General features: G+C 46.2%; 28 protein-coding genes and 1 pseudogene. 18 read left to right on the forward strand and 11 right to left on the reverse strand.

The window, feature by feature from the left end:
• Positions 1–55: 55 nt before the first annotated feature.
• The 3 genes from ACVC9U_RS07950 (at position 56) to ACVC9U_RS07960 (ending at position 1,322) form a co-directional block, all read left to right on the forward strand.
• On the forward strand, positions 56–226 hold the full coding sequence (locus ACVC9U_RS07950; RefSeq protein WP_020451846.1) for a YozD family protein: 171 nt from the start codon (positions 56–58) through the stop codon (positions 224–226).
• A 109-nt stretch (positions 227–335) separates the two neighbouring features.
• Positions 336–947: a phosphatase PAP2 family protein gene (locus ACVC9U_RS07955; protein WP_441390497.1), complete on the forward strand. Its 612-nt coding sequence runs from the start codon at positions 336–338 to the stop codon at positions 945–947.
• A 63-nt stretch (positions 948–1,010) separates the two neighbouring features.
• Complete coding sequence (locus ACVC9U_RS07960; RefSeq protein ID WP_441391216.1) at positions 1,011–1,322, forward strand: YodL domain-containing protein; 312 nt, start codon at positions 1,011–1,013, stop codon at positions 1,320–1,322.
• Between the two features lie 37 nt (positions 1,323–1,359).
• Here the strand turns inward: ACVC9U_RS07960 and ACVC9U_RS07965 are convergent, their stop codons facing one another.
• The 3 genes from ACVC9U_RS07965 to ACVC9U_RS07975 form a co-directional block, all read right to left on the reverse strand.
• Positions 1,360–1,491: a hypothetical protein gene (locus ACVC9U_RS07965; RefSeq protein WP_441390499.1), complete on the reverse strand. Its 132-nt coding sequence runs from the start codon at positions 1,489–1,491 to the stop codon at positions 1,360–1,362.
• 70 nt (positions 1,492–1,561) lie between these two features.
• Entirely contained in the window at positions 1,562–2,434 is an 873-nt protein-coding gene (locus ACVC9U_RS07970) for a TIGR03943 family putative permease subunit (protein WP_441390501.1), read from the reverse strand.
• A 16-nt stretch (positions 2,435–2,450) separates the two neighbouring features.
• Complete coding sequence (locus tag ACVC9U_RS07975; protein WP_441390503.1) at positions 2,451–3,458, reverse strand: permease; 1,008 nt, start codon at positions 3,456–3,458, stop codon at positions 2,451–2,453.
• Between the two features lie 208 nt (positions 3,459–3,666).
• On the opposite strand from ACVC9U_RS07975, the gene deoD reads away from it, so the two are divergent.
• Both deoD and ACVC9U_RS07985 read left to right on the forward strand, forming a co-directional pair.
• Positions 3,667–4,365 (forward strand): purine-nucleoside phosphorylase, encoded by a 699-nt coding sequence (deoD, locus tag ACVC9U_RS07980; protein ID WP_003182742.1) that lies wholly within the window; start codon positions 3,667–3,669, stop codon positions 4,363–4,365.
• A gap of 213 nt (positions 4,366–4,578) precedes the next feature.
• Positions 4,579–5,220 (forward strand): annotated as a pseudogene (locus ACVC9U_RS07985) (M15 family metallopeptidase); the annotation flags it as partial.
• A gap of 35 nt (positions 5,221–5,255) precedes the next feature.
• Here the strand turns inward: ACVC9U_RS07985 and ACVC9U_RS07990 are convergent.
• Together ACVC9U_RS07990 and ACVC9U_RS07995 are read right to left on the reverse strand one after the other, a co-directional pair.
• Positions 5,256–5,510, reverse strand: a complete 255-nt coding sequence (locus ACVC9U_RS07990; protein WP_165427258.1) for a hypothetical protein — start codon at positions 5,508–5,510, stop codon at positions 5,256–5,258.
• Between the two features lie 94 nt (positions 5,511–5,604).
• Positions 5,605–6,315 carry a class I SAM-dependent methyltransferase gene (locus tag ACVC9U_RS07995; protein ID WP_441390506.1) on the reverse strand — a complete coding sequence of 237 codons (711 nt, stop codon included), beginning with the start codon at positions 6,313–6,315 and terminating at the stop codon, positions 5,605–5,607.
• Positions 6,316–6,474: 159 nt separating this feature from the next.
• On the opposite strand from ACVC9U_RS07995, the gene ACVC9U_RS08000 reads away from it, so the two are divergent.
• Complete coding sequence (locus ACVC9U_RS08000; RefSeq protein ID WP_441390508.1) at positions 6,475–7,872, forward strand: S41 family peptidase; 1,398 nt, start codon at positions 6,475–6,477, stop codon at positions 7,870–7,872.
• A 45-nt stretch (positions 7,873–7,917) separates the two neighbouring features.
• On the opposite strand, the gene ACVC9U_RS08005 is transcribed toward ACVC9U_RS08000, so the two are convergent.
• Positions 7,918–9,399, reverse strand: coding sequence for a sodium:solute symporter family protein (locus ACVC9U_RS08005; protein ID WP_441390510.1), 1,482 nt, complete (start codon positions 9,397–9,399; stop codon positions 7,918–7,920).
• Positions 9,399–9,602 carry a DUF3311 domain-containing protein gene (locus ACVC9U_RS08010; RefSeq protein ID WP_441390512.1) on the reverse strand — a complete coding sequence of 68 codons (204 nt, stop codon included), beginning with the start codon at positions 9,600–9,602 and terminating at the stop codon, positions 9,399–9,401. Before ACVC9U_RS08010 ends, ACVC9U_RS08005 begins: the two co-directional genes overlap by 1 nt.
• Before the next feature lie 319 nt (positions 9,603–9,921).
• On the opposite strand from ACVC9U_RS08010, the gene ACVC9U_RS08015 reads away from it, so the two are divergent.
• Positions 9,922–10,527: an alpha/beta hydrolase gene (locus tag ACVC9U_RS08015; protein WP_145651258.1), complete on the forward strand. Its 606-nt coding sequence runs from the start codon at positions 9,922–9,924 to the stop codon at positions 10,525–10,527.
• A gap of 44 nt (positions 10,528–10,571) precedes the next feature.
• On the opposite strand, the gene ACVC9U_RS08020 is transcribed toward ACVC9U_RS08015, so the two are convergent.
• Positions 10,572–11,192 carry a nitroreductase family protein gene (locus tag ACVC9U_RS08020; RefSeq protein WP_065643847.1) on the reverse strand — a complete coding sequence of 207 codons (621 nt, stop codon included), beginning with the start codon at positions 11,190–11,192 and terminating at the stop codon, positions 10,572–10,574.
• Positions 11,193–11,326: 134 nt separating this feature from the next.
• Between ACVC9U_RS08020 and yodB the strand changes: the two genes are divergently transcribed.
• From yodB to ACVC9U_RS08035, 3 genes are all read left to right on the forward strand, one after another.
• Positions 11,327–11,647 (forward strand): transcriptional regulator YodB, encoded by a 321-nt coding sequence (yodB, locus tag ACVC9U_RS08025; protein WP_145651259.1) that lies wholly within the window; start codon positions 11,327–11,329, stop codon positions 11,645–11,647.
• Between the two features lie 5 nt (positions 11,648–11,652).
• Positions 11,653–12,399 carry an SDR family oxidoreductase gene (locus tag ACVC9U_RS08030; RefSeq protein ID WP_145651260.1) on the forward strand — a complete coding sequence of 249 codons (747 nt, stop codon included), beginning with the start codon at positions 11,653–11,655 and terminating at the stop codon, positions 12,397–12,399.
• A 65-nt stretch (positions 12,400–12,464) separates the two neighbouring features.
• Positions 12,465–12,743 carry a hypothetical protein gene (locus ACVC9U_RS08035; protein ID WP_145651261.1) on the forward strand — a complete coding sequence of 93 codons (279 nt, stop codon included), beginning with the start codon at positions 12,465–12,467 and terminating at the stop codon, positions 12,741–12,743.
• Between the two features lie 112 nt (positions 12,744–12,855).
• On the opposite strand, the gene exlX is transcribed toward ACVC9U_RS08035, so the two are convergent.
• Together exlX and ACVC9U_RS08045 are read right to left on the reverse strand one after the other, a co-directional pair.
• A complete protein-coding gene (gene exlX / locus ACVC9U_RS08040) occupies positions 12,856–13,554 on the reverse strand; it encodes an expansin ExlX (protein WP_441390516.1) in 699 nt (232 codons plus the stop codon).
• A gap of 227 nt (positions 13,555–13,781) precedes the next feature.
• On the reverse strand, positions 13,782–14,234 hold the full coding sequence (locus ACVC9U_RS08045) for a spore gernimation protein GerT (RefSeq protein WP_065643852.1): 453 nt from the start codon (positions 14,232–14,234) through the stop codon (positions 13,782–13,784).
• Between the two features lie 81 nt (positions 14,235–14,315).
• Here ACVC9U_RS08045 and rarD point away from each other — a divergent pair, with 81 nt between their 5' ends.
• The 4 genes from rarD to bshB2 all read left to right on the forward strand — a co-directional run bounded on the left by rarD (position 14,316) and on the right by bshB2 (position 16,632).
• Complete coding sequence (gene rarD, locus ACVC9U_RS08050; protein WP_441390518.1) at positions 14,316–15,248, forward strand: EamA family transporter RarD; 933 nt, start codon at positions 14,316–14,318, stop codon at positions 15,246–15,248.
• A 74-nt stretch (positions 15,249–15,322) separates the two neighbouring features.
• The gene (locus tag ACVC9U_RS08055; protein WP_075754199.1) at positions 15,323–15,598 is read left to right on the forward strand and encodes a hypothetical protein; all 276 of its coding nucleotides are present in this window, start codon (positions 15,323–15,325) and stop codon (positions 15,596–15,598) included.
• 1 nt (position 15,599) lies between these two features.
• Positions 15,600–15,950 (forward strand): YojF family protein, encoded by a 351-nt coding sequence (locus ACVC9U_RS08060; RefSeq protein ID WP_020451827.1) that lies wholly within the window; start codon positions 15,600–15,602, stop codon positions 15,948–15,950.
• A 16-nt stretch (positions 15,951–15,966) separates the two neighbouring features.
• Positions 15,967–16,632, forward strand: a complete 666-nt coding sequence (gene bshB2, locus ACVC9U_RS08065) for a bacillithiol biosynthesis deacetylase BshB2 (protein ID WP_075754201.1) — start codon at positions 15,967–15,969, stop codon at positions 16,630–16,632.
• Between the two features lie 42 nt (positions 16,633–16,674).
• On the opposite strand, the gene ACVC9U_RS08070 is transcribed toward bshB2, so the two are convergent.
• Positions 16,675–18,033 (reverse strand): MATE family efflux transporter, encoded by a 1,359-nt coding sequence (locus ACVC9U_RS08070; RefSeq protein ID WP_075754203.1) that lies wholly within the window; start codon positions 18,031–18,033, stop codon positions 16,675–16,677.
• 1,132 nt (positions 18,034–19,165) lie between these two features.
• On the opposite strand from ACVC9U_RS08070, the gene ACVC9U_RS08075 reads away from it, so the two are divergent.
• The 4 genes from ACVC9U_RS08075 (at position 19,166) to ACVC9U_RS08090 (ending at position 24,098) form a co-directional block, all read left to right on the forward strand.
• The gene (locus tag ACVC9U_RS08075) at positions 19,166–20,485 is read left to right on the forward strand and encodes a C40 family peptidase (RefSeq protein WP_165427251.1); all 1,320 of its coding nucleotides are present in this window, start codon (positions 19,166–19,168) and stop codon (positions 20,483–20,485) included.
• Between the two features lie 143 nt (positions 20,486–20,628).
• Positions 20,629–21,189 (forward strand): superoxide dismutase family protein, encoded by a 561-nt coding sequence (locus ACVC9U_RS08080; RefSeq protein ID WP_419865818.1) that lies wholly within the window; start codon positions 20,629–20,631, stop codon positions 21,187–21,189.
• Between the two features lie 94 nt (positions 21,190–21,283).
• Positions 21,284–22,174, forward strand: coding sequence for an ATP-binding protein (locus ACVC9U_RS08085; RefSeq protein ID WP_075754209.1), 891 nt, complete (start codon positions 21,284–21,286; stop codon positions 22,172–22,174).
• Positions 22,175–22,184: 10 nt separating this feature from the next.
• A complete protein-coding gene (locus ACVC9U_RS08090) occupies positions 22,185–24,098 on the forward strand; it encodes a nitric oxide reductase activation protein NorD (RefSeq protein WP_075754211.1) in 1,914 nt (637 codons plus the stop codon).
• The last annotated feature ends 101 nt before the right edge of the window (positions 24,099–24,199 follow it).

Here is a 24,199-nt window from a genome sequence, read left to right on the forward strand (position 1 = left end):
AACCGGTTATAAAACCGGATGCCAGCTCATACATCAGAATAAGGAGGCGATCACAATGAAAGAAATTGAATTGATGATAGATACAGAAGAAATCGCTGATTTTTTTTATCTAGAGCTGACAAGAAGAGGCTACATACCGAGCGAGGACGAACTGTTCGAAATTGCCGATATCACCTTTGATTATCTGATTGCAAAATGTATGATAGATGAGCATATAGAGGATTGAAAAAGGGGACCGGGGCGCAAATGCTCCGGTTTTTCTTATATATTTGCCCGGCGGGGGAGCCGGGTGTAAAATGTTTAAAAACAATGACAAGGAGGCACTGATTTTTTCAATGTATAAAGCACTATTTTCAGCCGCTGTCTTTGCAATCATGGCCATTCTTATCCGCATCCCGGCGGTTCAATCGTTTGATGTGAGCGTGATACAAGCTCTCGAATCTGTCAGACACCCGGTTCTCACAGCGTTTTTTAAAGCGGTGACAGAGCTTGGATCAAGCGGTTTCATGCTGCCGCTGATGCTTGCTTTAACTTTGGTACTTGCCGTCTATAAAAAAGCAGCGGCATCACTGTATCTTTATTTGCTGTTTTTCGTTGAGAGAACGGCCAATGAAGCTTTAAAAGGCTGGATTGCCAGAGAGCGCCCTGCGATAAACCCGCTCGTGCACGAACCGTCACACAGCTTTCCGAGCGGCCATTCAATGAATGCGGCGAGCATATATCCGTTTATCGCATATCTCCTTTTGCTCTGCATTCCTTTTTTTCAACAACGCAGCCGCGCACTTTACATGTGGACAGGGCTTATCGTCGGACTCATCGGCATTAGCCGCATGTATCTCGGCGTTCATTATATGACAGATGTCATCTCAGGATTTTCTCTCGGTCTGGCGCTGTTTTTCATCTTCAAAAAAATTGGCGAAAAGTCCCCGCTTGTTCGACAAAAGTAGTCAAAGGGATTGAGCCGCGAAACGCCAATTGTATAAAAAAAGGAGGGATCTGTATTGCCGTTAATGTTTCAAATGTTTAAAAAGAAGCTGACACCTTATGATGTGACGATTTTTCAAACGCCTTGCTTTGGTGAAGATAAGGGATATGAAATGGTTTACAGAACGGAAATAAACGGCAGAACCCATGAAGATGTGCTGGAGCGGACATTTTCCAATTTCAATGTTTATGACACGGTGCCGAATGATTACAAGGCGAGATTCCTTGCAACAGGCGACATCGTTTTAATCGATGAAGGAAGAAAGGGAAAAACCTATTATAAACTGCTGTCTACGGGATGGAGCAAAATCAACCGCATTTTGCTGCAGTCATCGTAAAGCTGAAAAAACTGCGGAAGCGCTGTCCGCAGTTTTTTTATGTTGTATTCTTTCGTTTTCTGGCGCTGAATTCCTTTTCGTGTGCATCCTCTGCCTCGATGACGTCCTTTGTCGGGATGTGGTTGTTCTTTTTCAGTCCGGTGACTCTGTTTCGCTGTTTTTTGCCCATCATTTATGACCTCCTTCCTCAAAAATAGGATGACTAAACGCCCCGCTATTTATCCAGGAGAAAGTCGTCTTTATTCTGTCATATTGATTGCGGCCGGGTAGACATACGGCTCCTCCGGCTCGCTGATCTCCTTCCATCGTTTCGTGCGGATGATCGGGATGACAGCGCCGTTATAAGATGCTTTGCCGAGCGTACCTTCCAATTCAATCCATGTATCAGGCTGCAATTGTTCTGCGCCGTTCCATTCGGCGAGAAACCCGATCAGGCTGGCGTCTGCGATGCAGTGCGTGATCATAAATCGGGACAGCACGAGCTGGCGTACGCTCAGCCCCGCTTCCTTATGGACGAAGCCTTTGACCTTGATCTCCTTTCCAATGTAATGATCAAGACGGCTTGTCACTTCATCATAATAGTCTGCAAACATATCGTCATTCATGACAATTCGCTTTTCATGTTTAAATTGCTCCATCTTCCGGTCATACGCCGACTTCGGCATTGCTGAATCGGCGAGCCCCTGCTGAATCTCCGGTGTCATGACATGTTCCTTTTCGCCTTCGGTTTGAGGGGCGATCTCCGTTTTGGTGAGCATCGTCCCTTTATTGGCGGCGACAGACGAATTCAGTACAGCCGGGGCAAGGGTGAATCCGGTGATAAGGGGAAGAGCGATTATGCCATTATGCATCAGTCTGATGAAAAAAGGTTTTGACTCGCCATGATCATGTCCGCAGCCGCAATCTCCAGTGTGGTCATCCTTCACCGTCCAGATCCTTGTCAGCTGAATGATAAACAGAAACGCAAACACACCTGCGGCGATGAGGCTTGTGTAATCGTATTTCGGATTGATCAGCTTATCAATTTCCCCTGTGTAATGAAGCTTGAAAATCAAGACGGAAAAGGCCGCCAACACGAGGGCGCGCAAAAATTGCCGAGGCTGAAAAACCATTGGTGAAACCTCCTTTCTACAGCAAACTGACAAATTTGATACAACCATAGACAACAACGGTGATCAGAACAGACAAACAAATGACGAACTTCGGCTTAAACACATGCAGCATCATGACCGTATTTTTTAAATCGAGCATTGGTCCGTACACGAGAAAAGCAAGGATGGACGAAGAAGGAAACAAATTGGAGAAGGAAGCGCCGATAAATGCATCCGCTTCAGAGCACAGTGATAAAAAGTAAGCCAGTCCCATCATGACCAATGCCGAGTCAAGCATGCCCCCTCCGAACAGAAACAGCGATTTTAACGGGAGGTAGGTTTGCACAAGCGCGGCAACTAAAGCGCCGATAATCAGAAACCTCCCCATATCAAAGAATTCGTCAACAGCATGTTTCAGCATATCAAATAGCTTTTCCGTAAAAAGGGATTGTCTGCCGGGATGGGTGCAGTGTGCAGCTGTCTTGCGGCTTTCCGTTTTCAGCTGGCTGGAGCGGAACATCATGCTGATCGCAAAAGCGATGATGACCGCTGCGGCAAAACCGACAGCAACCCTTAAAAGGGCCATTCGCAAATCATTGCCAAATGCCATAAAAGTGGATAAGATGACAATCGGATTGATCAGCGGACCTGTCAACAGAAAGCCGACACCGGCGTAGATGGGAACGCCTTTTGAGACGAGCCTTCTCACGATCGGGACAATTCCGCATTCGCAAGCCGGAAAACAAGCGCCGAGCAAACAGCTGACAATGACTCCTGAAAACCTGTTTTTCGGAAAAAGCGAGCGAATGTGCTCTTCAGTCACAAAGATCTGGATGAAACCGGCGATCAATACCCCGATTAACACAAAGGGAAGGGCTTCGATTAAAATGCTGATGAAAATCGTATTCAGCTGCTGAACGGAAGCCGGAATCTGGAAGGGGAGGCCTGCGGCGAACGATCCGCCGGCTGTTACAAGGCATATCAAAACACCGATGACGACAAGCCCGGTAAAGTCGATTAAATAACTGTTAAGTGAACGAAACATCGCTTTTCCTCCATCCTGAAATAGCTAATCGTAATGATTCTTTTTTAAAGGTATGCCTGTCCTTTTTTAAACATGACAACAAAAGAATGATGCCGAAGCGGAGCAGGGCTTTATTTTCTTTTTCCGCGATGTTGGTTTATAATACATATGCGAGTGGATGCTGCAATCATCATCACCAATCAGCTTTAAAAAGGCAGGAGGAATATTCATGAGCGTACATATTGGCGCAGAAAAAGGACAAATTGCAGAAACGGTGCTGCTCCCAGGAGACCCGCTGCGTGCAAAATATATCGCTGATACATATTTGGAAAACGTTGAATGTTATAACGAAGTACGGGGAATGTACGGCTTTACGGGCACTTATAAAGGAAAGCGCGTTTCCGTACAGGGGACGGGCATGGGTGTGCCGTCTATTTCAATTTATGTTAATGAACTGATCAGAAGCTATGATGTGAAAAATCTGATCCGCGTCGGCTCGTGCGGTGCGATCAGAAAAGACGTCAATGTAAGAGATGTCATTCTGGCAATGACTTCATCAACCGATTCGCAAATCAACAGAGTGGCATTCGGTTCGATCGACTTTGCGCCTTGCGCAGACTTCGGCCTGTTAAAAGCTGCTTATGACGCTGCAAGTGAGCGGAACATCCCGGTTACGGCAGGGAACGTGTTTACGGCTGATCAATTCTATAATGACGACAGCCAAATTGAGAAGCTTGCCAAACACGGAGTGCTTGCGGTCGAGATGGAAACGACGGCGCTTTATACATTAGCTGCGAAATTCGGCCGAAAAGCTCTCTCCATTTTAACGGTCAGCGATCACGTCATTACCGGCGAAGAAACAACGGCGGAAGAAAGACAGACGACCTTTAATGATATGATTCTGCTGGCTCTGGATACCGCTTTGTAACCAGATACATGCACTGAAAAAGGATGGATTCAAATGAACGGAAAGTACAAATACGTGACAATTGCTTCATTGCTGAGTGCAGCGGTCCTGCTTGGCACAGGATGTACCATGACCGAACAGAAGTAAAATGACACGGCTAAAACACAGAACACTGCAAATGCAAGCAAAGATGCAAAAGACCAAAAGGCTGACAGCAGCCTGGAAGATCAGGACTTCATACTCGAAAGCAAGTATTTTAATCAAATTAAAGATGTAGACGGGCTGCCGACGATTCAAAATCCGGAAAACATACTAGCGCTCGTCAATAAAGAATACGCGCTTCCCGGCAACTATGCACCGAGCGACCTGACAGTGCCTGATGTCGCGTTTTCTTTTACCGAGGATATCGACAAGCGGTATATCAGAAAAGAAGCCGCCAAAGCACTTGAAGAGATGTTCAGCGCCGCTAAGAAAGAAGGCTATGAACTGGCTGCGGTGTCCGGCTACAGATCCTATGACAGACAAAAAGCGATCTATAACAACGAAGTCAGCCAAAAGGGTGAAGAAAAGGCGAAAGAAGCTGTGGCATATCCGGGTCAAAGTGAGCATCAGACAGGACTTGCGATGGATATTTCCAGCAAAAGCAACGGCTTCGCCTTATCAGAGGACTTCGGCAATACGAAAGACGGACAATGGGTCGAGAAGAACGCCTATAAATACGGCTATATCATCCGTTATCCGAAAAACAAAGAAGACATTACGAAATATAAGTATGAACCTTGGCACCTGCGCTATGTAGGCAAAAAAGCGGCTAAAGTCATTCAGGAACACGACTTGACGCTTGAAGAGTATTTTAAACAGGTGAAAAAGATATAAAAGGGAAAGGGCCGATATGAATCGGCCTTTTCATGTTACCAAAAAAACAAACCTGCTAGGGCCACACCGGCAATTAAACCGAGTCCAAGTCCGTATACAGGACCCCAACCCCATCCGCCGCCGTAATATCCGTAGGCGAATCCGCGGCCTCCCCGTCTGATCATCGGGGCGATATACACTTTGCTTGGTGATACACGGACGATTCTTCCGACATGGACGCGGCCTCTTTTGTCGGTGATTCTCGCAACTCTGCCAACATTTTGGTGGCAAAACCTATAGTATCGGTCCACTTGAATGCTCCTTCCATCTTCTAATCTATTCCTAGTCAGCTTATGACGGATTCAATAGAAAAGGTTGGACGAAAGAAGGAGGACAAATGATGGTTTATAGATGTGATATCAAAATAATATGATCAAGAGAATCCCGGTATTTTTCCAGGTAATGCAGGTGTTTTTCCATTGTTTCATAGTTTTTGTCGGAAATCGAAGGCGATAGATCCATTTCAACGGCGTCATCGGGATCTGCTGCGTCTTCCAATAGGACAGGGATGATGTTAACCTTTGAAAATCCTTCTTCCCGAAGAACATGAACCCATTCATCCTCGGCATATAAAGCGGTGAATCCGTAAAAGTCCGTGATTTCTTTTTTGGCTTCGTCTGTCAGATTGTTGCCTTCCTTAAGGCAGACTTCGATCGCGATCAGCGTCCCTCCGGGTTTTAAAATCCGCCGGATTTCCTGTAAAGCAGACCGGATATTTGTGAAGCTCAGTACAGATTCAGATAATACACAGGCAAAGCTTTCAGACTGAAACGGCATTTCCTCGAGGGGAGAGTGGACAACCGGAATGGATAGCTGTTCTTTTTTAAAACGCTGTCGGGCTTTGTCGATCATGACCGGGTCGGCATCAAGAGCAGTGACAGGAAACAGCAGCTGCCCCAAATAAGCGGCGGTCTGGCCGGTTCCGCAGCCTGCATCAAGAATCGGTTGCTCAGGGTCGAGGCCGGCTTTGGCGAGCACTGCCTTTGACAGGGACATCCCGCCGGGATGAGCGGATGAGACGCCGAAGCTGGCGAGCATGTCTAAATAATCGCTCAAATTGAAATCCCTCCTTTTTTGTATGCATATGCAAAAGCGGAATAATGGTTGAAAAATGATCGAATGCCAGCAGCCCGGAAAATCGGATCCTGAGTGATTCGAGTTGACGAATAAAGATTCGTCCATGATAATATGGTAAGAAGAAAAGGTGGTGTTCGTTTGAAACAACAGTTAAAACTCTTTTTGGCTGTATTGATTACGGCTGTCGCCGCCTCCGCACTGACGCTTTATCTGGTGGGCAAAGGCAGCGGCGGTTCAGTATATTCCGCTTCAGACTCCGAGAAATTCGAAAAGCTGATGGCGGCGTACGACAAAATCAAGAGTGACTATTATCAAAATGCAGACGATGAAAAGCTGACTGACGGGGCGATTAAAGGGATGCTTGGAGCTTTAGATGATCCATATTCAACATACATGGATAAGAAAGAAGCTAAAAGCTTTGAAGAAAGCATTACCTCTTCTTTTGAAGGAATCGGCGCCCAAGTAGAAGAAAAAAATGGACAAATTCTAATCGTCGCGCCTATTAAAGGATCTCCCGCAGAAAAAGCCGGCTTAAAGCCGCATGATGAAATTCAGAAAGTGGACGGCAAAAGCGTAAAAGGCAAGACCGTCAACGAAGCGACAGCAATGATCCGCGGCAAAAAAGGCACGAATGTCAAGCTTGTTCTCAACAGGGGAGGCGTCGGCCAAATCGATGTTACGATTAAGCGGGATACGATTCCGATCGAAACCGTTTACTCCAAAATGATCGACGGCAACATCGGTGAAATCCAAATTACGTCTTTCTCTGAAAATACCGCAAAGGAACTGACGAAAGCCATTGATGACTTGTCTGAAAAAGGTGCGGAACGATTCGTGCTTGACCTCAGAGGCAATCCCGGCGGCCTCATGGACCAAGCGATTATGATGAGCAACCTGTTTGTCGATAAAGGCAAAACCATTATGCAGGTTGAATCCAAAAACGGAAAAAAAGAAGTGTACAAAGCTGAGAAGGAACGAAAAGTGAACAAGCCAACTGTCGTTCTCGTCAACGGAGGAACGGCAAGCGCCGCTGAGATCATGGCCGCAGCACTTCACCAGTCTTCAGGCATCCCGATTGTGGGTGAAAATACGTTTGGAAAAGGAACGGTTCAAAATGCGGAGAGCTTCTCCGACGGATCGACCGTCAAGCTGACGATTGCCAAGTGGCTGACGCCAAATGGAGACTGGATTCACGAAAAAGGAATCAAACCTCAATATAAAGCAGAGCTCCCAAGCTATGCCAAACTGCCGTACCTGGACTCCAAAAAAGAGTATAAGGCAGGCAGCACCGGAGACGAAGTGAAAGCCGCCCAGCAAATGCTCCAAGCGCTCGGCTATAAGCTGAATGCGACAGGGGCATTCGACGCACAGACGGAGGCTGCCGTTAAGGCTTATCAAAAAGACCAAAAGCTGAAAGCGACAGGCATCCTAACGGGCGAGACGACAATCAGCATGACAAGCAAGCTGCAAGATAAGCTTGCCGACAATGATACGCAGCTAGATAAAGCGATTGAGATCTTAAAAAAAGAGAAATAAAAGAAGCCCTTACGCTCACACGGAGCGTAAGGGTTTTTTTAGTGATCAAGCGCTTTTTTGCACATTCTTCTTAGTATGGAACAAATAGTTGATCACAGAATTGTGTTTTACATTTTTCACAAATAACGGATTCAACAAGACAACAGTCAAAAGGTTGGCGGCAAGCCCCCAGAAGCCTTCGTAAATGCCGAAAGTGGCTCCTGTCAAATAAACGGTAAATGTAACGGCAAGGCCGATGAGGAGACCGATGATCGTCGCTTCCTTCGTCTGGTTTTTCCAGAACAGGCTGATGACGATGGCAGGGAATATCTGCACCATGCCTGATACACCGAGAAGCTGAAGCGTTACAAGCGCTGCCGGGAACAGCATTCCGAATAAAAGGGCCAGGCCGATGACGACGAATACCATCGAGCGGGTGATGATCGTCAGTCTTTGTCCTGAAACGCGGGGGTTGATCAAATCGCGGTATAAATTGTTAGCGAACAGGTTGGACGCCCCAATCGCCATAATCGAACACGGGATCAGACTTGCCAGGGCAATCGTTGAATAGGCGAATCCTTGCGTGACGCCGCCGTAGGAACTTTGAATTAAATACAGCAATGCAAATCTCGGATTAATGTCATCAGGAAGTACGAGAAATGCGATAAAGCCTAAGAAAATGACTAAAATCAATACAATATTGTACAGCGGCAGAAACATACTGTTTTTTCTGAGTGCATCCGCGCTGTTCGCCGTGAAAACGCCTGTCGCCGCATGGGCCCACATGAACAGAGCCAACGCGGAAACGATCGATGCCGTGATGAACCAGGCGATTCCGCGAGGTCCGTCAGAAGGGATTGTCAGCATATGCGGTGCTTCATTTGCCAGCTTGTCAATCATCGGCGTCCAGCCGTTAAAATGGATGAGCGGCAACGAAACGACCATAAACAGCATCATCACCCAAACTAAAATGTCTTTAATAATGGCGGTATATGTAGGACCTTTGATGCCGCTGAAAAACGTATAAAGCGCGACAAGGACGAACGAAATGATTACGACGACATTGACGTTAATAAACCCTGTACCCGCGACTTGAAGTGTATCCTGAATTCCGCTGAGCTGCAGGCAGATATACGGGATCAGCATTAAGACGCCGACAATCGCAACAAGCGAAGACAGGAGCTTGCTGCTGAAGCGTTCCCTTGCGTAATCGGCCAGCGTTGTGAGCTGGTGTACTTTCGCCACCTTCCAAATCTTCGGCAGAAAAAAGTAGGCAATGAAATAGGCCAAAACCGAATAAGGAATTGCGAAAAAAGCGACGCTCCCGCTTGTAAAAGCGGTGCTTGTCAATCCTAAAAACGTGTAAGCCGTATACAAGTCGGCACCTACAAGAAACCAGACGAGCAGCCCTCCGAACCGCCTTCCGCCGACGGACCACTCTTCAACCGATTTCCGCGACTGCTTATTGCTGCCGGCGATAAACCCGATACAGACCACGGTCAAAATAATGCCGGCGGTAATGAGGAGCGCGGTTAAATTTCCCTGCATCACTCATAACCTCCGTTTCTTTTCTCAAATCTGTAAACCGCAAATGTGATCATCGGTGTCAGCACAATCCACAGCACCAGCCAAAAATGAAAAAATGGAAGTCCGAAAACGATCGGATCAATCCGGTTTACAAATGGCAGCAAGGCAAGCTGCCCGATAAAAGGGATGATGAACAGAACCCATTTAAAAAGCTGTTGATTCACCTTTTTTCCTCCTTTAGCGATTTTAATGTTCATAATCATAGCAGTTGTCAGATTTAATCACAAGATAATTATTAGAAAAAAGTGATTTTTTAAATTATTTAAACAGCCGTTCTGACTTGCATATTCGAAAGTATAACTTTACAATAATTAATATCTCGAATTCGAGATAAAACAGAATGAAGGGGATCACTACACAGGAGATTCCTGAGTAAATGAATGGGAAAGAGACGGGCGAACGGGGGCTTTTTGATTGATGAACCGCTGGAAAGACTGGCGCAATGACATCGCGGAAACAAAATGGGAAAAGGAGTGAAAGGAAATGAATCATATATATGAGAAAGGGAATTCGGATACCACCCTGTTGTTATTGCATGGAACAGGGGGAAACGAACACGATCTTCTGCCGATCGGCAGGATGATTGATTCCGATGCAAATTTGCTCGGAGTCAGGGGAAATGTGCTGGAAAACGGAATGCCCCGGTTTTTCAGGCGCTTGAGAGAAGGGGTGTTTGACGAGAAAGATTTGATCGACCGGACGGATGAATTAAAAACGTTTTTAGATGAAGCCGCTAATGAATTTCACTTTGACAGGAGCCGGGTGGTCGCAATCGGCTATTCAAACGGCGCCAATATCGCGGGAAGTCTGCTGTTCCGTCATGAACGTGTACTGAAAGGGGCAATTTTGCATCATCCGATGGTTCCGTTTAGAAATCGCAAGCTCCCCGATATGACAGGCCTGCCCGTGTTCATCGGAGCCGGCAAAACTGACCCGCTCTGTCCGCCGCAGGAATCAAGCGAGCTTGCCGACTATTTCACAAACGCCGGCGCCCAAGTGCTCCTTCACTGGGAAAGCGGCGGCCATCAGCTGACACACAGCGAGATCGACCAGGCGAAAATCTGGTATGAAAAGCATATAAAAGCATAAAAATAAACCTTAGTCCTTTTTGGGGACTAAGGTTTTTAGCATATTTAGAGCCATGTAGATACGTCAGACACATCAAAACGATTGCTTTTGTGCGCAGGTTTGACCGGTTTTCCGATCGAAATCAGCATGACCGGTACATAGCGTTCATCAATATTGAATTCTTTAACGAACGCTTGCTTGTCAAAGCCGCCCATCGCGCATGTGTCATAGCCCATTGCTTTAGCTGCAATCATCAGCTGCATGGCCGCGAGCGATGCGTTTGTAAAGGCGGCGTCTCTTGCAAATCCGCTGTTTTGATAAGCGCCGTTGATTTGTCCGAGCAGCGTGTTTTTAATGTCTTCAGTCATATAACCTGCTTCTGTCAGAGGGCCGTATACGGCTTCACCGTTCAGGTTCGCTTGTAAGTCTCCAAGCACGGCTACAACCGCAGATGCCTGGCTGACTTGTTTTTGGTTGAACGCAATCGGAAGGAGCTTATCTTTTGATTCCTGGCTGTGGAAGACTGTAAAATGCCAGTGCTGCAGATTCCAGGCTGACGGAGCCTTTGTTGTGACGCTCAGCAGCTTTGTCAGCTCCTCTTTGGAAATGGAAACGCTTGTGTCATATTCTTTAATCGAAGTACGCTCTTCCAGAATGTTGAGAGCGGTGTTTTCTTGTGAAGACATGTGACTTCCTCCTTTGGGCTAAACATGTTATGATAGAGTTAGACAAAAAGTTAGAAACTTACTTTTTGTAACTTTAATGAGTATTTTAATGGCACACATTATATTTGTCAACTGGATATGGAGGGGTGAGAGAATTGGGGTTTACAATGTGTCCTAGAATGGAAGCCGCCTTTTCTTTACTCGGCAAACGATGGAATGGATTGATCATCCATGTATTATTGGATGGACCTAAACGGTTTAAAGACTTGACCGAAATGATACCGATGATTAGCCAAAAAATGCTGGCTGAACGTTTAAAAGAGCTCGAACACTGCAAAATAGTCGAGCGCCAAGTGCTGCCGGAAACGCCGGTAAAAGTCATCTATCAATTGACAGACAAGGGAACGGCGCTAGAGCCTGTCCTCAGAGAGATACAAACCTGGGCCGAACATCATTGCGATCCGGAAGGGAGCTGACCGGATTGACTAGTAAAGAAACAGTCGTCATTACAGGCGGGGCCAAAGGCATCGGAAGAGACCTAGTGGCCGCCTATGCTCAAAAAGGTTTTATCGTCGTATTCGCCGACGTACTGAAGGAAGATGGTGAACAGCTTGAAAAAGAGCTGACCGCTTCCGGAGCGCGGGTTCAGTTTGCAGCTTGTGATGTAGGATCTGAAGAAGATGTGAAACGGCTGATGCAGGAAGCTTCCCGAAACGGCCGTTCGATATCGGCGCTTATTAATAACGCGGGCAGATCAGTTTGGAAGTCCCCTTATGACTTGATGGCGGAAGAATGGGACGATGTTCTGAATACCAATTTGAAAGGCGCGTTTCTTTGCGCAAGAGAAGCCGCCAAACAAATGAAAGAAGCGAAAACAGGCGGAGCCATCGTTAATATCGCTTCGACAAGGGCGTTTATGTCCGAGCCGGACTCGGAAGCCTATGCCGCGTCAAAAGGGGGCTTAATCGCTTTGACTCACGCATTGGCAGCGTCTTTAAGCAAAGATTCAATCGTCGTCAACAGCATTTCCCCGGGATGGATCGAAACCGGGGATGATACTGCCCTGCGGCCTATTGACCACGGGCAGCATTTGTCAAACAGGGTCGGCCGCCCTCAGGATATCGTCAAAGCATGCTTTTATTTGACCGATCCGGACAATCGCTTTGTTACCGGTACAAACTTGACAGTGGACGGCGGAATGACAAAAAAAATGATTTATGAAGAATAGCCCAAACGTTTCCCGACTTTATGAATACCTTTACTATAGGCAGACATAAAGGAGGATAAAAGCCAATGAACCCTCATATGCTTTATTCGAGATCAGGTCCTGCCGGATACCCGGCCAGATTCCCGTTATTCTGGGGTTTTGGAGCGCCGCTTGTCGGCGGATTGCTGGGCGGATTTCTCGGAAGCGCGATTTTTAACTACCCAAGGCCTTACGCTTACCCGCCGCCATACCCGGGACCTTACGGCGGCGCGCCTTTTTACGGCTACGGGGCAGCTCCTGGGGCCGTTCCGTACGGAGGTGTTCCGGGCGCAGCTCCATACAGAGGGGCGGGACCGGGCTATTGATCAATAAGCCAATTGTTGCTGGCATCTAAATGCCGGATGTCCAATATGAAGCGGCGGCCAAAGCTTGCGAATCTTTTCGCCTTTGGCCGCCGTCTCATTCTTTCCGGATCGATCAGTCAGGGAACTGTACTTTTCCAGGTACGGTATATGCGCTTGACGTCCCGTTTTCCGGCAGTTTTTTTATCGTGTCTTTTACGACTTTTCCTCGGATATCTGTAATTCTGACTTTAAGCGGACTTGTCCCGAGATTGGTGCTGACGAAATGGTTGTAGTCCGTTTTCTCCATGTTGATCCACTTTCCGTCTTTGTAATATTCCATTTTCATGACGGGATATTTGTGATTTCTGACTTGGATCGCCGCCCACCACTGGCTGCTGCCTTCTTTGATCCGGAAAGTGAAATTGCCGGTAATCGGCGCTTTGACTACACGCCATTTAATGTTGATTTTGCCGTCTTTCATATCGCCGATCTCGCGAAAAGCGTTCGGTGAAAGGTCAAGAGCTCCCGGCGCGCCTTCAGGATACAGATCGGTCACATAGACGGTCGTTTTTCCTTTCGGCCCTTCAACCCGCAGATAGGCGCCGGCAAGAGCTGCTTTCACTCCGCGGTAATTCATATCTGTCGGATTTAAAGCGGTGATCTTCATATTGGACGGAATCGGATCCAAAAGCAATGCACCGCCGGAGTAACCTGACCCCGTATAAGTGGCGTAGCCCGTATGCAGTGAGTTGTATGCTGCAGAAGCTTGAGGTGAAAAACAAAGGATCGTCAAAAACATCGCTGTGATCAATAGGCTGATTTTCTTTTTCATATCCATCCTCCTGTTTTATAAATTGAGAACCATTATCATTATAAGGACTAACTGACAGCAGCCGAAAGAGGAAATAGTTACAGGGACTTTTTAAGGAATAATGACTAACACTGTCGAAATGTAAAGGCACAGCCTGATGTCAGGCAAATGAGATGATCATCCAAGAGGACTAGTGTTAAGATGGTACAGGAAGAAAAAAACAGCCTGCTTCTCCAAGCTGGCCGTTTTCAAAACGTGATGTCGATTTCAGACAGGTTAAAGTCCTCATTTTTTAAGAACATCACTTCCAAAATGCCGTCTTTAAATATTGCTTTCGTACCCTTTCTGCGTACTAGAGAGGGGAGAACGACTTTTTCCTGCCGCCCTTTTTCAGGGTAGTTTTCTATGATCAGGGTTTGTGAAGTATGTTTAATTTTCAGAAGGTTAAGCTGTTCTTTGGTGAGCGGTACTTTAACAAATACATGGCTTGTCGTTTCAAAAATATCAATCGGATCAGATTCATCTGCCGCCGGTGTTTCTTTTGAGAGAGGGTCACGAAAAGGAAATTGAACTGCATACCCCGGTCCGAAAACACTTTTCATCATGTGGTGGATATATTGCTCCACATCTTTCGGGTCAGCGTTTTTTAATCCGTCCTTGGAAAACTGCTGAAATGGAAAAAAGCGTTGCCAATCAAACACGATCACACTTCCTTTCACATAGACGGTACAGTATATGCAAAAAAGTGCGGAAAGTGATGAGAAGAAAGGAAAGAAACAGACATGAATCATTCATCTCAAACGAAAGGAATCATTTACACAGCGCTCTCATATCTGCTGTGGGGGCTCCTTCCTTTATATTGGAAAGTGCTCGATCAGACGGCTGCGCTCGATATACTGGCGCACCGGATTATCTGGTCATTTGTTTTCATGTGCGGCGTGCTTCTCGTTTTGCGGCAGTGGAAAAACGGAGTCAAAGCATTTCGCGCGCTTTCGGGAAACCGAAAGGAATTTGTACCGCTCATTTTGTCGTCCGTTCTGATTTCGATCAATTGGTATGTCTACATATGGGCTATCAGCAACGGCTATATTCTTGAAGCGAGCCTGGGCTACTACATCAATCCGCTCGTATCGATCGTGCTCGGAATTGTCTTTTTAAAGGAAAAGCTGACGCGGATGCAGGGAGCGGCAGTTCTTCTCGCAGCTTTCGGCGTGCTTATTTCCGCCTTCCAGTACGGTTCCGTGCCGTACATCGCCCTGATACTTGCATTCAGCTTCGGGCTCTACGGACTGGCGAAAAAGCGGACATCGCTCTCAAGCGCCATAGGGCTTACCCTGGAAACGATGATGATCGCTCCGGTTGCAGCGATCTACCTGCTGTTCCTCAGCCATCCGGAAAAGGCTCAAGCCGCTTCAGGGAGCATCGGCATGATGGTGCTGCTGTTTTTGGCAGGAGTGTTAACCGCGATTCCGCTGCTTTTATTTGCGGAAGGTGCGAAAAAACTTCCGCTTTATCAAGTTGGCATTTTGCAATATATCGCTCCGACCATTACATTATGCTTAGGCGTTTTCGTCTACCATGAACCGTTCAGCAGCAGCAAGGTCTTTACGTTTACCTGCATATGGGCGGCGCTGATTTTGTTTACACTTTCGCAATTTCAATGGAAGAAACCGGAGAAAGTATTTTTGAAAAGAAAAAATTCCTTTCATCCGTAAGCCCTTTTTCTTTTCAATAAGCACCGATTATGTATAATTAAACATTATTGAAGCAATTCGGAGGTTATTCCGTCATGGCAGACGAATTAGAGCTTTTCCGGGCGTATAAAACCCTTTGGAAAAACCGGACGATGGACGGAGAAGGCAGGCAGGCGCTTTATCGGGCGATTGATGATGAGCTGAACGACCTCCGCACCCATCCAAGGCTCAGAAAGACGAAGCATGAAAAATACTATCAATCAATCCGGCGCATTGTGAATTCACAATTGGAACCAGATATGAAGCTCAAGCTGATTGAATGGCATACGGAACGATTAGAGTTATTAACAAACGAAGAAAGCAGGGAGTAACATGAAAGCAATAATAAAAGAAGATGTGCAGGCTTCTTTGGAAACATTTTTAAACCAGCCTGTTTACATTCATTTGGAGACGACAACCGGATCGTATTCCGCGCATAAAGATGAGCAGAACATGACCGTGGTGGCGTATATCAGAAACGCGAAGGTGACCTGCTCCCGGGCTAAAATCACGGGTGAGGGGCCATTTCGCGCCGGTTTGAAAATCGAAGACGGCTGGATCTACGCCGAAGGCCTGACGGATTATACGGTTGATGATGAAGGAAGATTGCTTCTCGCCGGCTATTTGCCGGGCGGCAAACTCGCCATTTCGCTTCAAATCAGCAAAAAGCCATTTGCAGTCTAAAAAGAAGGTGTTATAGATGAAAAAACATTTACTCGTGATCTTGCCGCATCCTGACGATGAATCTTTCGGAGTCGCCGGCTTGATCGCCTTAAACCGAAAAGAAGATATACCTGTCACATACGCGTGCCTGACGCTGGGCGAGATGGGAAGAAATATGGGAGACCCGCTTTTTGCCAACAGGGAAACCCTTCCGCTGCTCAGAAAGCAAGAGCTGATCGACGCCTGCAGGGAAATGGATGTACAGGACTTGCGCATGCTCGGATACCGCGACAAAACGCTCGAATTCGAGGATGAAGAAAAACTGGCCGATCGAATAGAGGCTATCATCGATGATGTAAACCCGAGCCTTGTTGTGACGTTTTATCCGGGACACGGTGTTCATCCTGACCATGATGCGTGCGGTGCCGCGGTTATCAGGGCATTATCGCGGAAAAAGAAAGAAGACCGGCCGCGCGTCTTATGCATGGCCATCACCCACCACAGAGAAGAGGTTCTTGGCAAGCCTGACGTCGTTCTTGATATCAAAGAAGCCGCAGATATTAAAATGAACGCGCTCAAAGCGCATAAATCTCAAACAGGCGGCTTTATGAAAGAAATAGAGCAAAAACTCGCCAATGGCGAGCCGGTTGTTGAGACATGGTTTGAAAAAGAAACATTTTGGACCTATCAATGGAATGATTAAAATGGTCAAAAAAGGTGTCGGGCATATGAGCCCGGCACCTTTTTATACGCTTTGAGTGTGAATATAGCGGTTTTGAATGCGTTTGAGCCTGAAGAACAGCCCGACTGCACCGGCTGCGAGCCCCGTGATCAGTCCGATCCAGTACCCGAAAGCTCCGAATGAAGTATACGTTCCGATCACAAAACCGACCGGAAGCCCGATAATCCAATACGAGACGAGAGCGGTAACAAGCGTGTAGTTGACATCTTTATATCCTCTGAGCGCTCCTTGAATCGGCGCGGCGATGGCATCTGACAGCTGAAAAAACAACGCATACAGCAAGAAGTCCTTTGTCAGAAGCAGCACATCCCGGTCAGCCGCATACAAACCGGCGATTTGCTCTCTGAACAGTAAAATGATGAGTGCGGTGAATAATGAAAAACCGACCGCTATTGAAATGCCGAGATAGCTGTAGGTTCTCGAGTCTTTAAACCGTTTTGCTCCGGCCTCAAAGCCGACGACAATTGTCAGTGTCATCGATACGCTCAATGGAAGCATGTAAAGAAGCGAAGCGAAATTCATTGCCGCCTGATGGGAAGCGATCGTGACCGTGTCAAAATGGCTCATCAGCAAAGTGACAGCTGCGAATATACTCGTCTCAAAGAAGATGGCGAAACCGATCGGAATCCCGATCTTCAGCAGCTTCATACTTTCAGCAAAAGAAAATGAATAGAATGTTCCAAAAATCCTAAACTGGTGAAACGGCGTCTTTTTGTGGACGATGTATAAAGAGATCAGACAAATGCACCAATATGTGATGGCGGAAGCCATACCGGCTCCTGCTCCTCCAAGCTTTGGAAAGCCGAAGTTCCCGAAAATGAACAAATAATTCAAAATAAAATTAATGGGCAGAGAACAGAGCGTAATCAGCATCGTCACCCGCGTTTTTCCGAGTGAATCAATAAAGCAGCGCATCACATTGTAAACAAACAGCGGCAATATGCCGAGCCCGATGCAGATTAAATATTGCTTTGCGATAACCGCTACCTTCTGTTCAAGATCGAGGTTCTCAAGCACCGGATCAATCAGTAAGTACCCGGAAACGATGACAGCAATGCTGATGATCCCGGCCACATAGACCGATTGAATAACAGTATAAGGGACATCCTTTTGCCGCTTGGCCCCCATCAGCTGGGCGACCATCGGTGTTACAGCCGTCAAAATGCCGGCAAGCCCTGTATAAACGGGGGTCCACAAACTCGAGCCGATTGCGACCCCGGCGAGGTCTGCGGCACTGACTTTGCCTGACATCACCGTATCGAGAACCGTAATGAGCGACAGTCCCGCTTGCGTAATCAAAATCGGAATTAAAATCGTTAAAAACTGTCTTGTTTTCTCCCGCAAATCCTTTGTTTCCCTCATATCAGTTCCCCGTTTCTTTTGGATAACGAGAGAAATTATAACACGTTATGTATAAAATGCAATAAATGTCTGTTCAATCTTTTTTCGTCTGTTTTGTTTTTTTAAACATTTGCACATAAATAAAGGAAAGAGAAAGGATTCCTAAACACGTACATAAATATTGACATATTTTTTGAATAGCCAAGAAGATTCACCTCCATGTCTTAAAATGCGCCATAAAAGGAGGAAACATGCATGAAAGCGGCGGTAATCAACCGGAAGTTTTTTATGTGTTTTTTAATAGCCTATTAAGACTATTAATATACAAAAATTAATGAGCATTAAGTTTTATTTTTCTAATTATCGTTACATTAAGACGGGAAAAAAGAATCTATAAATGAAATAGTAAAACGCCGTTCGATCTAAATAAAAGATGCTCCCAATTCCGGATGTTGGCAAAAAAAATGTGTGATATAGTCAATTTATGGTTTCTTGGAGGAATTTGTGCTGAAATGTAGAAATGTATGAGTGATCCTGATCTTTGCTTTTCGATTAGGCAATAGATGAGGATTGATCGGCGATTTCCGGTAAACTAATGAATATGAATACACAGTTTTTACATCCTCAACTTGAATGCTGGCTTGTCCATCTGTTGACCGTTTGATCCGAGAGAAAAAGAAAGCGGCTGTAAAACGGTACGGAAATCCGCATGTTACGGCGTCTATTCGGGCTGTTTCAGCACATGCAGCATATCCAGTCAACTCCTTCTCGCTGTTTTTCACCATGAACCTCTGATTTTAAAACAACTGATCATCGTATTTCCGAAAAATTGAAACGCAAACCTTTGCAAAAAAAGCATCCGGCATCTCGAGCGCGCGAAAAAAGTATTGATTTTTGTCAATATGTCTATCAGTCTGTATTTTTAATGAGAAATTTGTAAAAAAACAAAAAGACTATTAAAAAAATATAAAATAGACCGATACAAATCGTGAATTGCATTTTTTGCTTAAGAATATAAAAGGGGGCTTTCGGCCAAAGGTCATACATATGGTGATCAGATCACCTGTCTGATCGGCCGGATAAAGGCTTAAGCAATAGCAAATGTAATGGCATACATAGAGAGAACGAAAATGAAACGGGAGGTTAAAAGGTTATGAAGAAGAAGATAGCAGTAGGTTTGGCGGCCTCTGCGGTAGTTGGAACTTCATTGGCGGCATCACCGGTAGAAGCCCAAACCATCAAGGTGAAAAGCGGAGACTCACTGTGGAAGCTTTCAGCTGATTACAATACCAGTGTTTCGGCACTTCAATCAGCAAACAATCTTTCATCTACAGTTATTTATGTCGGACAAACTTTAAAAGTACCGGACGGCAAGTCAACAAGCAGCTCACAGACAAAATCCGCAAGTTCCAGCTCAAGCTCAAGCACTGCCAAGTCAACTTACACGGTAAAATTAGGAGATTCCTTGTGGCTGATTGCCAAAGACTACAAAACAACCGTAAAAGAGATCAAAAACTTAAACGGGCTGAGCAGCGATATGATTTACCCGGGACAAAAGCTGGTCATTAAAGGAAGCGCGAAAAACACCGGTTCCAGCTCCGGCTCAAGTTCGAGTTCCAGTTCGAAATCATCCAGCTCATCCTCAAGCTCGCAAAGTGCAAGCAGTTCAAGCAGCACATACAAAGTCAAATTGGGCGACTCTTTATGGAAAATTGCCAATAGTTTGAATATGACAGTCGCCGAAATTAAAACGCTGAACAACTTGAAGTCGGACACGATCTACCCGAACCAGGTTCTTAAAGTGAAAGGAACGGTTTCCAGCGGAAGCAAACCATCTTCTGGTTCGTCTTCAAGTTCTTCATCAAGTAAAACGAACACAAGCAGCAGTTCAAAAACGACCACTTACACGGTTAAACCAGGGGATTCTCTCTGGAAAATTGCAAATTCGATGAAGGTGACAGTCCAAAGCATCAGAGAGGCTAATCAATTAAAAACAGATGTTTTGCAAGTCGGCCAGAAGCTTAAAATCTCCGGTGCATCGACTTCCGGATCATCTGGCAGCCCGTCTTCCAGCTCGCCGAACTCTTCAGTTTCAACCGGCACTTCGACAAGCGCAAAGGTCGAGCGAATGATTGCGGAAGCAGAAAAGCATATCGGCGTGCCTTACAGATGGGGAGGCAACAACCCTTCAGGCTTTGACTGCAGCGGATTCATCTATTACACGTTGAACAAAGTCACATCTGTCTCAAGGCTGAGCGCAGCCGGATACTGGAACATCATGTCGCCAGTCAGCCAGCCTTCAAGAGGAGACTTCGTTTTCTTCCAAACATATAAAGCGGGTCCTTCACACGTCGGCATTTATTTAGGAAACAACAAGTTTATCAATGCCAACGATTCCGGTGTCACCGTCAGCGACATGAATAATTCCTACTGGAAACAGCGCTACCTCGGCGCAAAACGGTATTCATTTTAAAAAAGCCATTTTATATGGCTTTTTTTTTGCGTGATTTCAGGATGGTAAGGACAGGTTTAATGCCCCTCTTCATTGTCTAAACTGAAAAGAAAAGCGAAGGGGGAAGCCGTTTGAGAACATTACAGTACATATTGCTCACATGTATGGCTGTTTGTTTGGCAGCTGCATGCACACAGCAGAAAGAAATCGAGCAAAAAAATGCCGAACAGGAACATAAAGAAACTTTTGAAGCGATGACACAGCCATTAAAAATACCGCTGATCAAACGCGACGGTACGGAGACCGGTTTTATAGAAGTGTCTGCATCTGCTGCAGAAGGCCTTGATATCAGAGTCAGCGCCCATGATCTGCCGCCGGGAATGCTTGCTTTTCATATTCATGAAACGGGCGTGTGTAAAAAGCCTGATTTTGAAAGTGCGGGTGCTCATTTCAATCCTGACCAAAAGGAGCACGGCTTTCACAATCCGAAAGGACCGCATGCCGGTGATTTGCCGAATATTGAAGTCGGAGCCGACGGCAAAGTCGACGTCATCGTAAATGCGCCGGACGTCACCCTTGATCAGAAAAGCAAGTTCAGTCTGCTTGATCATGATGGAAGTGCCTTCATCATTCATGAGCATCAGGATGATGATTTAACAAATCCATCCGGAAACTCCGGAGCCCGGATGGTTTGCGGAGCGCTGACGAACACCGGAAAAAAGTGAATCGGCGCATGGAAGCCGTTTATATTGAGGGCAGCGCATCTTTTCTAGTATACTTACATACAGAAGACGCTTTGAGAAAGGAATTTTACAACACATGAAATATGATCTGCATGAACTAGAGCTGCCTGAAAAAATAAAAGAGCGGCTGATTCAGTCTGCCGCCCAACCTGTTGCCGCGGAATACCAATCATTGATTGGAACGCCCGGCTATGAAGCGGAAGACAGCGCCATTCTCTATGACGCGATGATCGCGCTGTCACTCGGAAAAAACGTTTTGTTAAAAGGCCCGACAGGCTCCGGAAAAACAAAACTTGCCGAAACGCTCTCCGCTTATTTTCAAAAACCTATGCACAGTGTCAACTGTTCTGTGGACCTTGATGCAGAGGCGCTTGTCGGTTACAAAACGATTGAAAACACCGACGGGAACGCCTCTATTGAATTTATCGAAGGTCCCGTGACAAAAGCGATGAACAACGGCCATTTCCTATATATTGACGAAATCAACATGGCGAAACCGGAAACGCTGCCGATCTTAAACGGGGTGCTCGATTACCGGAAAATGATGACCAATCCGTTTACGGGGGACGTCATCAAAGCGAAAGAGGGATTCGGCGTGATTGCAGCGATAAACGAAGGTTATGTCGGAACGGTCCCGTTGAATGAAGCGCTGAAAAACCGGTTTGTCATTATCGACGTGCCCTACATTAAAGGTGACCTGCTGAAACGGGTGCTTGAAACACAATCCGAACTGAAAAATCAGAAGCTGCTGGACCGCTTTGTCACCCTGTCATCGGACTTAATGACGCAGGCTCATAATGGACAGGTTTCTGAAGAGGCCGCTTCCATCAGAGCGCTTCTCGATACTTGCGATCTGTCGACGTATATTCCGCCGCTGCGAGCGATCGAACGGGGCATCGTTGAAAAGCTTGATGATGAACGCGAAAAAGCGGCGGTCCGAAATATTGCCCAAACTTTGTTCGAATGAGGGTTTTTTTATGAAGTTTATTAAATTCAATGACAGCAAGATTGACTCTCTGCTTTTTATGGAGCTGACAGATCTGGCGAAAACGCTCGCAAAAAGCGATCAGGTTGAAGTGGAGTACGGGGTTCAGTCTTATTACAATCCTTTTGAGAAAAAGATCTACATGAGCCATTTTTGGAAAGACAGGAACCACCGGGATATGGTAGACGGTTTGAAAAGTGATGTCTACTTGCGGTCAATCGGCTCCCGCTACAGCTCGATGAAAGACTTTTCCCGCATGCTTGACGCGGCTCGGAAATATCAGTTTAAGAGTTTGGCAAAACAGTTGTTTATGCTTTTTGAAGACATCAGAATCGAAGAGTCCATCAAGAGGGAGCGCCCCGGCACAAAACCGGTATTTTCAAACCGGAAATCAATGTACCGGAAACACTTTACGACCCAGTTGACGCTGAATTTGGAGCGGAGCATTTTTACAGATGCTTTGTTTTGCGCTGTATATCTTAAGCTGACCGCGGAATCGCCGCTTGATGAGATACCGGCTATCCATGAATCGGTCGATCCGATGAAAGGATTTATAGAAGCCGAGCTCGCCCGCGTATTCGAAGCGCGTTCAACTGCTGACATCGTCTCGATTGTAAGCGGGCTGATGGAAGGTTTCGAAGAGGTGCTCGAAAAGGATATGCTGAATACGTACTTCTTTTTTCCGGAACTGGAATACGAACAAGTTGACGAAGAAGAGCTTTTTCAAGATTTGAAAGCAAAACCGAAGCTGAGCGAGGATCTGACGCTTGAAGAGAAAAGTGCGGGTGACGAGGAAGTTCATGAAGAAGAAATGCCGACTTGGCACAGAGAAACGGAAGCCCCGGCGAAAAGCTTTCTCCAGTTTGATTTGGAGCACGGCGCCAAAACCGATATTTCCGGCGGCGCTTTAAGAGAAGGAGAAGACGGCGACCAAGCGCTCGGGTCTGTTCAGGGAACGGCGAAGCAGACGAAAAGAAAAGACTATTCAAAACTTGAATCGCTTGAATCTGTTCAAGATGAGCCGAACGGCGGCGCCGCACCAGCCGGCAAAGAAAACCGCTATGCGTTTTCGGTGATGAAGCCTCCGGAAAAACCTTCTAACGAAGACATATTAGACTACCAGGCTCAAGCCAAAACAATCGAATCGTATCAAAAACGGCTCAAACAGATGATTCAAAAAACGCTCGAGCATAAAAAAACGCTCCCGAGAACCGATTTGCATGCAGGCAGATTGAACAATAAACTGCTCCGTTACTTTACAGAGCGCAATCCGCGCCTGTTCTATAAAAAGCAAGAACCGTCAACAGAGATCGACGCCGTTTTTACATTGCTTGTCGACTGTTCAGCAAGCATGCATGACAAAATGGCGGAGACGAAACGGGGCATTGTCCTGTTTCACGAAGCGCTTAAATCTGTTGCTGTCCCTCACCAAATCGTCGGTTTTTGGGAAGATACGAACGATGCGACAGAGACGAGCCAGCCCAATTACTTTCATACGGTCGTCTCTTTTGCGGATTCCTTAAAAGCAGGCGCCGGACCGCATGTCATGCAGCTTGAACCGGAAGAAGACAACCGGGACGGATATGCGATCAGACAGATGACGAAGATGCTTGTTCAAAGAAGCGAAGCTCAGAAGTTCCTGATTGTCTTTTCAGACGGGGAGCCGGCCGCATTCGATTATGAACAAAACGGGATTGTCGATACACATGAAGCCGTTATGGAAGCGCGGAAACGAAATATCGAAGTCATCAATGTATTTTTATCAAACAGCGAAATCGAAGAATCGCAAATCAAGACGATACAGGACATGTACGGAAAGTACAGCCTTTTCGTCCCAGACGTCGATCAGCTCCCCGATGTTCTGTACCCGCTTTTAAAAAAGCTGTTGAGCAAAAGTATAGGATAGATATGACAGATGGCAGCAATACTCGCGGCCATCTGTTTTTTATCGTAGAAACACAGTGAAATATTGAAATTTTTATTATTTTTATCAACTTAATTTTTTAC

The organism is Bacillus sp. GM2 (genome assembly GCF_056155945.1).